This window comes from Corynebacterium sp. HFH0082, assembly GCF_000411235.1.
Taxonomy (GTDB): domain Bacteria; phylum Actinomycetota; class Actinomycetes; order Mycobacteriales; family Mycobacteriaceae; genus Corynebacterium; species Corynebacterium jeikeium_D.
Genome location: NZ_KE150404.1, coordinates 636,173 through 649,205 on the forward strand (window position 1 = coordinate 636,173; position 13,033 = coordinate 649,205).

The following is a 13,033-nucleotide window of genomic DNA, read 5'->3' on the forward strand; positions in this document are numbered from 1 at the left end:
GAATGTTACCTGCCGCTTAGGGCTCCAAGCGAGTGCCGATGAAGTCTTCGAGGCCGACTTTGCCTCTCATCCTCTAACTCCTGTGGGTTTGAGTCCGCAGGAGTTAGAGGATGAGCGGGTTTAATTATTTGTTTTCTTAGCTCCACGCTTACTGCGCATTCCGTTAACAATAAATGTAAAACAGCTTACAATCAGGCTGGCAAGAGCGATTAAGCAGTAGAGCAGCGCGCGATCTGTCTTTGCCGTAATAGCTGCTGTACTCATAACGGCAGTCTGGTTAGCTAGTTTGCTCAATGTGTACATCCCATTTGCGATGCCCAGGAGACAGAGGAGGCTCACGACTAGTGGCTCTTCCGTTTTTAGAGTGCGTTGATCTTCCCCTGCAGCTGTCCGGAGTGGATCAAGCACCGCAAGATGTAGTGGTTGAGATTCCTGAAGCCCAGGGCGATCCCGCGCAGGTGCTCGAGCCTGCCGTTGATGGATTCGACCGGCCCGTTGGACGCGCCGATATCGAAGTAGGCCAACACGTCCTCACGTCGGCGCCACAAGGTGCGCCCCAGTTGGGCGAGCTCCTCCAGACCTGCGGGTAGTCCCTTACGCAGGCTGTTGATCACCCGGCTCATGAGCTTCTTGCCCTCTGATTTCTTCGGATGCCCGTACGCCGCGATCATGTCCTGGTAGAACAGCCAGGTCACCTCGAGTGCCACGTAGTCATCGTCGGTGGCCCATAACAGGTCGAGTCGTTGTTTCTGCCGCTGCGTGAGGTAGTTCGTCCTGGTCAACAAGGTCCGGCGGTACTTGTACAGCGGGTCGTCTTTGCGTCCGCGTCGTCCGGTGGTCTCTCGTTGGAGTCGCTGCCGACAGCCGGTGAGCTTGTCGGCAGCCAGATGGACTACGTGAAACGGATCCATCACCTTGGTCGCGTCCGGGAGGACCTGGTCGACGGCGGAGGCGTAGCCGGTGAAGCCATCCATGGTCACCACCTGCACTTGGCTGCGGAAGCTAGGGTCGCGTTCCTGCAGCCAGGTGCGCAGCACTTCCGCACTGCGTCCGGGACGCAGGTCCAGCAGTCGGGCCGGACCACGTCCGTCGACCAGTGGGGTGAGGTCGACGAGGATGGTCACCAGGTTCGACGGCTGACCGGGCTTTCGAGTGTGCTTCCAGACATGTTCATCGACGCCGAGGATGCGCACCCCGTCCAGGTGGTGCGGGTCGTCGTAGACAAGCTGGCGGCAGGCATCGAGTGCGACCTGGTTGACCAGGTCCCAGCCGATGCCGAGTGCTTTGGCGGTGGCAGAGACACTCATCCGGTCAATCGCCAGGCGCTGGAGGATCCAGCGGGTGACGCGGTGGGTGAGCTTGGATCCGTCATCCGCGCAGGCCAGGGATGTCTGGAAGATCTTCCTCGGACACGACGTGGCTGTGCACAGGAAGCGGGGAACGCGGACATCCAGGCGGCTGGGGAAGCCGACGACGGGAAGATCAACGAGCCGGCGGAGGATGTGATCGCGTAGCTTCCCTGGGTGCCCGCACTCGGGGCAGGTATTGCTCACGGCCACCGGTGCGGCATCGATGATGGTGATGGTGCCCGCGTCGGCGGCACCGGTGATCGTCAAGCCGATCTCGGCGGTGCGGCAGATGGTGTCGGCGACGAGGTTGCCAGTAGGCTTCACGGTGCGGGTCCCTGGTGTGTTCAGATGATTGTGTAGGAACTTTCATCTTCACACCGGGGACCCCCTATATGTTGTGGTGACCCGCTGAACCCACCGTGGTCTTCTTCACCCCGCTACGCACTCCGAAACCGGAAGAGCCTGATTAGTGGCAGGGGGAAATCCTGCCGCTTTTTCTGCTTTAGTTTGTCAGCTTGACAAATAAAGGGTTAAGGAATATAATTAGATTCAGTATTATACAAGGAGTTAATAAATATGCGGCAAGGTATTCTTAAATAAACTGTCAATTTGATAGTGGGAACAAAAAGTAGCAGTCCCGTTTCACTTTTAATATGGGGCTTAGTTTTTTGTACCCAGTTTAAGAATACTTTTATCATGTAATTTTATATGCCCGAAAACATATAAGTGTTTTGGGGCTATTGGAGTTATTTACCCAGTGATAGGAGTATTTATCACTGGGTATTTTTATGCCCTTTTTTGGGTGTTGATAGGAGGAAAATCACATGAAAATAATTAACTTAGGCATTCTGGCTCACGTTGACGCAGGAAAGACAACATTAACGGAGAGTTTATTGTATACCAGTGGTGCAATTGCAGAACCAGGGAGCGTAGATAAAGGCACAACAAGGACAGATACAATGAATTTGGAGCGTCAAAGGGGAATCACTATCCAGACAGCAGTGACATCTTTTCAGTGGGAGGATGTAAAAGGGCTCTTCCGGTTTCGGAGTGCGTAGCGGGGTGAAGAAGACCACGGTGGGTTCAGCGGGTCACCACAACATATAGGGGGTCCCCGGTGTGAAGATGAAAGTTCCTACACAATCATCTGAACACACCAGGGACCCGCACCGTGAAGCCTACTGGCAACCTCGTCGCCGACACCATCTGCCGCACCGCCGAGATCGGCTTGACGATCACCGGTGCCGCCGACGCGGGCACCATCACCATCATCGATGCCGCACCGGTGGCCGTGAGCAATACCTGCCCCGAGTGCGGGCACCCAGGGAAGCTACGCGATCACATCCTCCGCCGGCTCGTTGATCTTCCCGTCGTCGGCTTCCCCAGCCGCCTGGATGTCCGCGTTCCCCGCTTCCTGTGCACAGCCACGTCGTGTCCGAGGAAGATCTTCCAGACATCCCTGGCCTGCGCGGATGACGGATCCAAGCTCACCCACCGCGTCACCCGCTGGATCCTCCAGCGCCTGGCGATTGACCGGATGAGTGTCTCTGCCACCGCCAAAGCACTCGGCATCGGCTGGGACCTGGTCAACCAGGTCGCACTCGATGCCTGCCGCCAGCTTGTCTACGACGACCCGCACCACCTGGACGGGGTGCGCATCCTCGGCGTCGATGAACATGTCTGGAAGCACACTCGAAAGCCCGGTCAGCCGTCGAACCTGGTGACCATCCTCGTCGACCTCACCCCACTGGTCGACGGACGTGGTCCGGCCCGACTGCTGGACCTGCGTCCCGGACGCAGTGCGGAAGTGCTGCGCACCTGGCTGCAGGAACGCGACCCTAGCTTCCGCAGCCAAGTGCAGGTGGTGACCATGGATGGCTTCACCGGCTACGCCTCCGCCGTCGACCAGGTCCTCCCGGACGCGACCAAGGTGATGGATCCGTTTCACGTAGTCCATCTGGCTGCCGACAAGCTCACCGGCTGTCGGCAGCGACTCCAACGAGAGACCACCGGACGACGCGGACGCAAAGACGACCCGCTGTACAAGTACCGCCGGACCTTGTTGACCAGGACGAACTACCTCACGCAGCGGCAGAAACAACGACTCGACCTGTTATGGGCCACCGACGATGACTACGTGGCACTCGAGGTGACCTGGCTGTTCTACCAGGACATGATCGCGGCGTACGGGCATCCGAAGAAATCAGAGGGCAAGAAGCTCATGAGCCGGGTGATCAACAGCCTGCGTAAGGGACTACCCGCAGGTCTGGAGGAGCTCGCCCAACTGGGGCGCACCTTGTGGCGCCGACGTGAGGACGTGTTGGCCTACTTCGATATCGGCGCGTCCAACGGGCCGGTCGAATCCATCAACGGCAGGCTCGAGCACCTGCGCGGGATCGCCCTGGGCTTCAGGAATCTCAACCACTACATCTTGCGGTGCTTGATCCACTCCGGACAGCTGCAGGGGAAGATCAACGCACTCTAAAAACGGAAGAGCCTGTAAAAGTCAACATTATAGATACGCCAGGCCATATGGATTTTTTGGCGGAAGTATACCGTTCTTTATCCGTATTAGACGGAGCAGTATTATTAGTTTCTGCAAAGGATGGCATACAGGCACAGACCCGTATACTGTTTCATGCACTACAGACAATGAAGATTCCGACAATTTTTTTCATCAATAAAATTGACCAAGAGGGGATTGATTTGCCAATGGTATATCAAGAAATGAAAGCAAAGCTTTCTTCGGAAATTATAGTGAAGCAAAAGGTTGGGCAGCATCCCCATATAAATGTAACGGACAATGACGATATGGAACAGTGGGATGCGGTAATTATGGGAAACGATGAACTATTAGAGAAATATATGTCAGGGAAACCGTTTAAAATGTCAGAACTGGAACAGGAAGAAAACAGGAGATTCCAAAACGGAACGTTATTTCCCGTTTATCACGGAAGTGCTAAAAACAATCTGGGGATTCGGCAGCTTATAGAAGTGATTGCCAGTAAGTTTTATTCATCAACGCCTGAAGGTCAATCTGAACTATGCGGGCAGGTTTTTAAGATTGAATATTCAGAGAAAAGGCGGCGTTTTGTTTATGTGCGTATATATAGCGGAACATTGCATTTGAGGGATGTTATTAAAATATCTGAAAAAGAGAAAATAAAAATCACAGAGATGTGTGTTCCGACAAACGGTGAATTATATTCATCCGATACAGCCTGCTCTGGTGATATTGTAATTTTACCAAATGATGTTTTGCAGCTAAACAGTATTTTGGGGAACGAAATGCTGTTGCCGCAGAGAAAATTTATTGAAAATCCTCTCCCTATGCTCCAAACAACGATTGCAGTAAAGAAATCTGAACAGCGGGAAATATTGCTTGGGGCACTTACAGAAATTTCAGATGGCGACCCTCTTTTAAAATATTATGTGGATACTACAACGCATGAGATTATACTTTCTTTTTTGGGGAATGTGCAGATGGAAGTCATTTGTGCCATCCTTGAGGAAAAATACCATGTGGAGGCAGAAATAAAAGAGCCTACTGTTATATATATGGAAAGACCGCTTAGAAAAGCAGAATATACCATCCACATAGAAGTCCCGCCAAATCCTTTCTGGGCTTCTGTCGGGTTGTCCATAGAGCCGCTCCCTATTGGAAGCGGAGTGCAGTATGAAAGCAGAGTTTCACTTGGATATTTAAACCAATCGTTCCAAAATGCGGTTATGGAGGGGGTTCTTTATGGCTGCGAGCAGGGGCTGTATGGATGGAAAGTGACAGACTGTAAAATCTGTTTTGAATATGGATTGTATTATAGTCCTGTAAGTACCCCCGCAGACTTTCGGCTGCTTTCCCCTATCGTATTGGAGCAGGCTTTAAAAAAAGCAGGGACAGAACTATTAGAGCCATATCTCCACTTTGAAATTTATGCACCGCAGGAATATCTCTCACGGGCGTATCATGATGCCCCAAGGTATTGTGCAGATATTGTAAGTACTCAGGTAAAGAATGACGAGGTCATTCTGAAAGGAGAAATCCCTGCCAGATGTATTCAAGAATACAGGAACGATTTAACTTATTTCACAAATGGGCAGGGAGTCTGCTTGACAGAGTTAAAAGGATACCAGCCAGCTATTGGTAAATTTATTTGCCAACCCCGCCGCCCGAATAGCCGTATAGATAAGGTTCGGCATATGTTCCACAAGTTAGCTTAACAGCTTGCAAAAGGGCTCTTCCGGTTTCGGAGTGCGTAGCGGGGTGAAGAAGACCACGGTGGGTTCAGCGGGTCACCACAACATATAGGGGGTCCCCGGTGTGAAGATGAAAGTTCCTACACAATCATCTGAACACACCAGGGACCCGCACCGTGAAGCCTACTGGCAACCTCGTCGCCGACACCATCTGCCGCACCGCCGAGATCGGCTTGACGATCACCGGTGCCGCCGACGCGGGCACCATCACCATCATCGATGCCGCACCGGTGGCCGTGAGCAATACCTGCCCCGAGTGCGGGCACCCAGGGAAGCTACGCGATCACATCCTCCGCCGGCTCGTTGATCTTCCCGTCGTCGGCTTCCCCAGCCGCCTGGATGTCCGCGTTCCCCGCTTCCTGTGCACAGCCACGTCGTGTCCGAGGAAGATCTTCCAGACATCCCTGGCCTGCGCGGATGACGGATCCAAGCTCACCCACCGCGTCACCCGCTGGATCCTCCAGCGCCTGGCGATTGACCGGATGAGTGTCTCTGCCACCGCCAAAGCACTCGGCATCGGCTGGGACCTGGTCAACCAGGTCGCACTCGATGCCTGCCGCCAGCTTGTCTACGACGACCCGCACCACCTGGACGGGGTGCGCATCCTCGGCGTCGATGAACATGTCTGGAAGCACACTCGAAAGCCCGGTCAGCCGTCGAACCTGGTGACCATCCTCGTCGACCTCACCCCACTGGTCGACGGACGTGGTCCGGCCCGACTGCTGGACCTGCGTCCCGGACGCAGTGCGGAAGTGCTGCGCACCTGGCTGCAGGAACGCGACCCTAGCTTCCGCAGCCAAGTGCAGGTGGTGACCATGGATGGCTTCACCGGCTACGCCTCCGCCGTCGACCAGGTCCTCCCGGACGCGACCAAGGTGATGGATCCGTTTCACGTAGTCCATCTGGCTGCCGACAAGCTCACCGGCTGTCGGCAGCGACTCCAACGAGAGACCACCGGACGACGCGGACGCAAAGACGACCCGCTGTACAAGTACCGCCGGACCTTGTTGACCAGGACGAACTACCTCACGCAGCGGCAGAAACAACGACTCGACCTGTTATGGGCCACCGACGATGACTACGTGGCACTCGAGGTGACCTGGCTGTTCTACCAGGACATGATCGCGGCGTACGGGCATCCGAAGAAATCAGAGGGCAAGAAGCTCATGAGCCGGGTGATCAACAGCCTGCGTAAGGGACTACCCGCAGGTCTGGAGGAGCTCGCCCAACTGGGGCGCACCTTGTGGCGCCGACGTGAGGACGTGTTGGCCTACTTCGATATCGGCGCGTCCAACGGGCCGGTCGAATCCATCAACGGCAGGCTCGAGCACCTGCGCGGGATCGCCCTGGGCTTCAGGAATCTCAACCACTACATCTTGCGGTGCTTGATCCACTCCGGACAGCTGCAGGGGAAGATCAACGCACTCTAAAAACGGAAGAGCCCGACTAGTCCGATAATGGAAATCGATGCTAGCCAATTTACGCGCAAACGTGATGACATTGTTCTCCTCTAAAAGATCCGCTTACAAAAAGTCACGCATACATTAACCCTTGATTTTATTGAGAGGTCATGAATGCCTTTCGAGTAATAGATGAATTTCCTCCAAGATGATTTGAATTATTCAACCGGAGATCTTTCCCCAAGATTTCAACTATCATCTTGGGGTCTCGCTAACATATTCCTGTGACCAGTTCCCAACGGTTGACTAATTCCACTTTACCCACCGGCCGCTACGCCCCTTCGCCGACCGGTCGGCTGCACCTGGGAAACCTGCGCACCGCGGTTCTCGCCTGGGCGCACGCCCGCGCGCAGGGCGGTCGCTTCATCGTGCGTATCGAAGATATCGACCGCCAGCGCTCCCGCCCCGAGTATGAGGCGCAGCAGCTCGCCGATCTCGAGGCCATCGGCATAGACTGGGATGGCGCCCCGGTCCGCCAGTCAGAACGCTCTGACCTGTATGAATCCGCGCTCGCCGACCTCACGCAACGCGGCCTGACTTATCCCTGCTTCTGCACGCGCCGTGAAATCCTCGCCGCCTCCTCCGCGCCGCATGGCGTGCCAGGGCAGTATCCCGGCACGTGCCGTTCGCTTGACGACGAGCACCTCTCCGCGAAAAAGGCCGAATTTGCGGCGGCGGGGAGAAGGCCGTCGATACGCCTGAAATCGCAGGTGAGTGAGGGGGCCGCGACCGATGAGCTGTATGGCGAGATTGCCGCTCCGATCGATGACTTTGTCCTCCAGCGTGCCGATGGCATGTGGGCCTACAACCTGGCGGTCGTCGTCGATGATGCCGAGCAGGGTGTCACCGAGGTTGTGCGTGGCGATGACCTGATGTCCTCGGCCCCGCGGCAGGCGTACTTAGCCGGATTGCTCGGTCACACCGCACCTTCGTTCGTGCACGTTCCGCTGGTGGTGAACTCTGAAGGGCGGCGACTGTCCAAGCGCGATGGCGACGTGACTCTCGGCGAGGTGTCGGTGGATGCAGCGCAGCGGTGGATTCTGGATTCGCTGAGCGGTGGCGGTGATGCTAGCGATGGCGGCGGGAGCGTAGAGCTCGACTCCATCGCTGACCTCCCGGAAGCCCTGCGTGCGGGTCTGGAAATTCCTCGCGAACAGGTGATTTTCTAGGGGCTGCCGAGAACTACGGCTAGTACATACGTTAGGGGCAAGAGTGCGAATGCAACTAGTGCCGCCACGATTGTCAAACCGTTTGCCCGGGCCTTCAGTGCTGCAAGAAAGCTAACCAGGCCGAATCCGAAGACTCCGACGGCGAGGGGGATTGTCCAGGCATCGGAGAGCGCAGTGCTGACGAAAAACAGTCCAATGTAGCAGGTCAAGGCTAAGAGAAGTGCAGCAACTGCAAAATTGCGGGAGCGGTTCATGATATGGGTCTTAGGATTCCGCTAGAGGATCTTTGCCACCTAATTTCATTTCGAAGCGTTTGTAATCCTCGAGGGATGCGAAGTGGCGAGAATAGATGTCGATGTCTGTATCGACGCGACCGTAAAGAGCGGGGGCGACATCGACGATGTGGCGCAACGTGACAGATCCTCCCGAGTGGGAAGGATCTTCTGGGGCTAATTCATTTTCGTGGGCTAATGCTTCGACCTGCGCGTATGCGGCGCTATCAGAATCGGCAAAGACAATGTATAAGTCCTCACGGAAGAAGCTCTCATTCGCCGAGGTTGAATCTCTTTGCTTTGTTAACTCAAAAACTGCAATTCCGATGTATGGTTCCATCTATTTTTCCGTTCTTCGATTGCCGCCTAGTTCAGTACGAATTTGAGGCTTTCTTACTGGACGCCACGTTTACTCGAATTGATAAACATTGGATTGTTGCTGAAACCTGCGCTTACCCTATCACTGCCGATACCCTCGGGACATGCCTACTCTTCTAGTCGTCCACCATTCCCCGACCCCGCTCCTGCAGGAGGTCTTAAGTCACGCGCTCGAGGGCGCCAACGATCCCGCGCTAGAGGGCGTGGATGTCAAGGTTGTCGAGGCTCTCGACGCCACCATCGATGACCTGACCAGCGCCGACGCTATCCTGCTCGGCACCTCCGCCAACTTTGGATACATCTCCGGCGCGCTCAAGCACTTCTTCGACACCACCTTCCGGGAGGCGCAGGAAGTTACCAAGGGGCTGCCATTTTCCTACTGGATCCGCGGCGGCTTCGACACCACCGGGGCGGAAAACGCCATGAAAACCATCACGACCGGCTACAAGTGGGAGCTTGCGGCCGAGCCCGTCGTGTTTGTCGGTTCGCTTGACGACGACATCTCCGACCGCCTGGTAAATCTCGGTGGCACCATGGCTGCCCAAATTTTGGGCTGATTGAAGATTTAGTGTCGAGGCCGTGAAATAATGGCCGGGTGAATGATTCAGGGGCACAAGGGTCGCAAGTGACGTCGTCAAGCGAGAAAAACCGCAAGCCCATGATGAGTCTGCTGGGGCCTGCTTTTGTGGCGGCGATTGCCTACGTGGACCCCGGAAATGTGGCTGCGAACCTGTCCGCGGGCGCGAGCTATGGGTATCTGCTGCTGTGGGTGTTGGTGGTGTCCAACCTCATGGCGATGGTTGTGCAGTACCTGTCGGCGAAGTACGGCCTGGTGACGGGGCGGTCGCTGACCGAAGGTGTCGCCGACCGCTTCGGTTCGAACCGGCCGGGGCGGCTGGCGTACTGGGTGCAGGCCGAGATTGTGGCGGCAGCGACGGATGTGGCGGAAATTATTGGTGGCGCCACGGCGCTGTACCTGCTCTTTGGGACGCCGATGCTGCTTGGCGGTGTCATTGTTGGCGTGGTCTCGCTGGGGCTGTTGTTGCTTCAGGGTGGGCGTTCGCAACGCACTTTTGAGGGCGTGATTGTGACGTTCCTGCTGGTCATTACGGTGGGGTTCCTGGCCGGGCTGTTTGTCACGGGCCTGAGTCTCGGGGAGATGGCCAGCGGAATTCTGCCACGCTTCCAAGGCGCGCACACCGTGGTGCTGGCGGCATCCATGCTGGGTGCGACCGTGATGCCGCATGCGGTCTACCTGCACTCCGGGCTGGTGCGCGACCGCGAGTACAAGGTGGAAGATGACTCCTCGCTGCGCCAGCACCTACGGGCCACGCGTATCGATGTCTTCGGTGCCCTCGTGCTGGCTGGGTCGGTGAATATCGGCATGCTGTGTCTCGCGGCCGAAGCACTTCCGGGAGTGGAGGGGACTGACTCCATCGAAGGCGCTCACGCTGCCGTGACCAGCGTGCTTGGCCCCGTGGTGGGCGTGCTCTTCGGCGTTGGGTTGTTGGCCTCCGGGCTGGCGTCGTCCTCTGTCGGTTGCTACGCCGGTGACCTGATTATGCGCGACCTGCTGAAGGTGCACGTGCCGTTGCTGGTGCGCCGAATAGTCACCATCATTCCGGCGCTGCTCATTATCGCCAGCGGCGTGGAGCCGACGTGGGCGCTGGTGCTCAGTCAGGTGGTGCTGTCGATTGGCATCCCGTTTGCGCTGGTCCCGCTGGTGCGCATGACCTCCTCGCGTGCCGAGATGGGCATCTGGGCCAACACCCCACTACTGCGCCGGGTCGCGTGGGTTATCTGCGGGCTCATCATCGCGCTCAACGTGGCGCTGGTGGTCCTGGTGCTGACGGGGAAGGGGTAGCTTCCGGGAGGGGGAGGTGGGGGCCTCGTCGTAAAGCGTGCGGGAGATGGTAGACAAAGCTGTCTAGTTGGTGTTAGGGTGGGCGGCACGATCACAAGATATCGACGAGAAATGGCCTTTGACAGCGTCGATAGGCAACCGCCCGATTCGCGGACCCGGTGCCCCAAAGGAAGATCAGCCCCACAGACCGCCTGCGGGGAAGAGCGAATAGGAGCGCCAAATGCACACCACAATAAGCGACGTCCACATCATCCATCTCAGCCGTCACACCGCTGACCTTCTCGTCGACGGCCGACCCGTCGCCATCCGGCTGCAAGAAGCCGACATCGACCCCCACTCCCGGAATCTCGTCCAACTACCCGTCGACCCCGCCTTCTACGCCACCCTCCGCGGCCAGCAACGCGCCGACTACCTCAGCGCCCACGTCCGCGACGGCGTACGCTACGGCCGCATACTCTGGCACGAGCTTGACGACGGTCGTCACTTCCTCACCATCCCCACCATCGGCGGCTACCATGTGCACCAGGTCTTTGAGGTCCGCCGCAGCCGCGAGGGAGTGTGGAGCCGGCACTGAGCTGGTTGCGTGAGCGTGCCTGGCGTGATGAGCGCGGCGCGGATGCGAGCGGGAACCTCTCCGCCTAGCCTTGGGCTATGCAGGTACGAGACTCCGCAACACCCCCGTTCTGGCCCACCGAAGGCGAAGGCGACTTCTACACCGACGCCGCCGCAGCCGTCGACCGGCTCACCGAAATCCACCGGGCAGGAATGGCCTACCTAGTCGAGCAGTACACCGCCGCCACCGAAGGAAATTCCGGGAGTGGGCCGGTGCGCGCCTACTACCCCGAACTACGCTTCACCGTTCCAGCCGGCAGCGCCGTGGAGGATGTCGACCCCTCCCTGTCACACGGCTTCGTCGACCGTCCGGGAGTGTATGCCACCACCATCACCCGCCCGGTGATGTTCCGCACCTACCTCATCGAGCAAATTACCGACCTGCTCGCCAACCACGGCGGCGAAGTCGAGGTGCGCGTCTCCGACCAGCCCATCCCACTCCGGATGTGCCGCGGCTTCGATGCGGCCGCCGAGGAAGCGGCGGGGAGGGAAGGGGCGTCGGCAAGCATGCTGGCGGCAGTGGAGAAGACGTTCACCCCCATCGACTCCGCCAGCATCGACGACACCATCGCCGACGGCGAAGCCGACTACCTGGGCCTGCTCATCAAACCCTTGAGCCTCTTTACCGCCCAGCGCATCGACCTCGCCCTCCAGCGCCTCGAGCACTACACCGGGTCGCACGCCGCAAACATCCAGCGCTTCGTGCTATTTACCAACTACCAGCTGCACACGGACGTGTTCCTCGAATACGCCGCCACCCTCACTCCCGGAAATCCGCACGGGTACACGGCGCTGGCGTGCCCGGGTGGGCAGCGCTACGACATCGGCGCCATCCCCACTCCCGGAGTTTGCCGTCAGCACGCGCACGCCTCGCAGATGCCGGCGTACCACCTGCTCCGCGACGACCAATGCGGCATCACCATCATCGACATCGGCGTCGGCCCCTCGAACGCCAAAACCATCACCGACTGCCTCGCCGTCACGCGACCGCACTGCTGGATGATGGTCGGACACTGCGCCGGTCTCGACGGTCGCATGCGCATCGGCGACATGATTCTCGCCAACGGCTACGACCGCGCCGACGGAGTCCTCGACAACTACGTGCCCCTGGAAAAACCCATCCCGCCAATTGCGGAAATTCAGCTCGCCGTCACCAACGCGCTCGCCCGCGTCTCCGGACTCACCGGCGATGAGCTGAAAAAGCGCCTACGCACCGGCACCGTACTGTCGACCTCCGACCGCAATTGGGAGTGGCGCTCCCAGGCCGACCTCTACCGAGAGCTGCAGAAATCCACCGCCATCGGCGTCGAAATGGAATCCGCCACCATCGCCGCCAACGGCTACCGCTTCCGCGTGCCCTACGGCGCGCTACTCAGCGTCTCCGACATGCCGCTGCACGACAAACCCAAACTCCCGAAATCCGCCCGCGAGTTCTACCAGTCCTCCAAGGAAGAGCACCTCATGGCCGCCGTGCGCGCGTGCGAGGACATGGCCGCGGCTCCCGACACCCTCCACTCCCGGAAGTTGCGACGGCCGGTGGGAGAGGTCGCGTTCCGGTAGGGCACTTTCGGGAGTGCGTCGTCAAGCCCGTTTGTGCAGATTGTGCATGCTTTACGACGGCTGTGGACAACGCCAAAAAGCGATTGAAGCCGCCCACTCCCGGAAACTAGCCTTA

The 13,033-nt window shown here is 57.9% G+C and carries 10 protein-coding genes, 2 pseudogenes and 1 riboswitch; of the genes and pseudogenes, 9 read left to right on the forward strand and 3 right to left on the reverse strand.

Annotated features, from left to right (window positions below):
- Positions 1-120: 120 nt before the first annotated feature.
- Together HMPREF1206_RS10895 and HMPREF1206_RS02665 are read right to left on the reverse strand one after the other, a co-directional pair.
- Positions 121-264: a hypothetical protein gene (locus HMPREF1206_RS10895; protein WP_224783815.1), complete on the reverse strand. Its 144-nt coding sequence runs from the start codon at positions 262-264 to the stop codon at positions 121-123.
- Positions 265-359: 95 nt separating this feature from the next.
- Positions 360-1,673 carry an ISL3 family transposase gene (locus HMPREF1206_RS02665; RefSeq protein ID WP_016421854.1) on the reverse strand — a complete coding sequence of 438 codons (1,314 nt, stop codon included), beginning with the start codon at positions 1,671-1,673 and terminating at the stop codon, positions 360-362.
- Between the two features lie 500 nt (positions 1,674-2,173).
- Here HMPREF1206_RS02665 and HMPREF1206_RS10900 point away from each other — a divergent pair.
- From HMPREF1206_RS10900 to gluQRS, 5 genes and pseudogenes are all read left to right on the forward strand, one after another.
- Positions 2,174-2,380, forward strand: a pseudogene (locus HMPREF1206_RS10900) (GTP-binding protein); the annotation flags it as partial.
- A gap of 140 nt (positions 2,381-2,520) precedes the next feature.
- Positions 2,521-3,834, forward strand: a complete 1,314-nt coding sequence (locus HMPREF1206_RS02670) for an ISL3 family transposase (RefSeq protein WP_016421854.1) — start codon at positions 2,521-2,523, stop codon at positions 3,832-3,834.
- A gap of 8 nt (positions 3,835-3,842) precedes the next feature.
- Positions 3,843-5,567, forward strand: a pseudogene (gene tet(O) / locus HMPREF1206_RS02675) (tetracycline resistance ribosomal protection protein Tet(O)); the annotation flags it as partial.
- A gap of 152 nt (positions 5,568-5,719) precedes the next feature.
- The gene (locus HMPREF1206_RS02680; protein WP_016421854.1) at positions 5,720-7,033 is read left to right on the forward strand and encodes an ISL3 family transposase; all 1,314 of its coding nucleotides are present in this window, start codon (positions 5,720-5,722) and stop codon (positions 7,031-7,033) included.
- Between the two features lie 254 nt (positions 7,034-7,287).
- A complete protein-coding gene (gene gluQRS, locus HMPREF1206_RS02685; RefSeq protein ID WP_016421857.1) occupies positions 7,288-8,232 on the forward strand; it encodes a tRNA glutamyl-Q(34) synthetase GluQRS in 945 nt (314 codons plus the stop codon).
- Positions 8,233-8,496: 264 nt separating this feature from the next.
- Here the strand turns inward: gluQRS and HMPREF1206_RS02695 are convergent, their stop codons facing one another.
- The gene (locus tag HMPREF1206_RS02695; RefSeq protein ID WP_016421859.1) at positions 8,497-8,844 is read right to left on the reverse strand and encodes a DUF4288 domain-containing protein; all 348 of its coding nucleotides are present in this window, start codon (positions 8,842-8,844) and stop codon (positions 8,497-8,499) included.
- Positions 8,845-8,986: 142 nt separating this feature from the next.
- Here HMPREF1206_RS02695 and HMPREF1206_RS02700 point away from each other — a divergent pair, with 142 nt between their 5' ends.
- From HMPREF1206_RS02700 to HMPREF1206_RS02715, 4 genes are all read left to right on the forward strand, one after another.
- Positions 8,987-9,439 (forward strand): flavodoxin family protein, encoded by a 453-nt coding sequence (locus HMPREF1206_RS02700; RefSeq protein WP_016421860.1) that lies wholly within the window; start codon positions 8,987-8,989, stop codon positions 9,437-9,439.
- A gap of 68 nt (positions 9,440-9,507) precedes the next feature.
- The gene (locus HMPREF1206_RS02705) at positions 9,508-10,746 is read left to right on the forward strand and encodes an Nramp family divalent metal transporter (protein WP_016421861.1); all 1,239 of its coding nucleotides are present in this window, start codon (positions 9,508-9,510) and stop codon (positions 10,744-10,746) included.
- 89 nt (positions 10,747-10,835) lie between these two features.
- Positions 10,836-10,956, forward strand: a riboswitch (SAM riboswitch).
- Positions 10,957-10,966: 10 nt separating this feature from the next.
- Positions 10,967-11,320, forward strand: coding sequence for a hypothetical protein (locus HMPREF1206_RS10905; protein ID WP_016421862.1), 354 nt, complete (start codon positions 10,967-10,969; stop codon positions 11,318-11,320).
- A 77-nt stretch (positions 11,321-11,397) separates the two neighbouring features.
- On the forward strand, positions 11,398-12,918 hold the full coding sequence (locus HMPREF1206_RS02715) for an AMP nucleosidase (RefSeq protein ID WP_016421863.1): 1,521 nt from the start codon (positions 11,398-11,400) through the stop codon (positions 12,916-12,918).
- Positions 12,919-13,033: the final 115 nt, after the last annotated feature.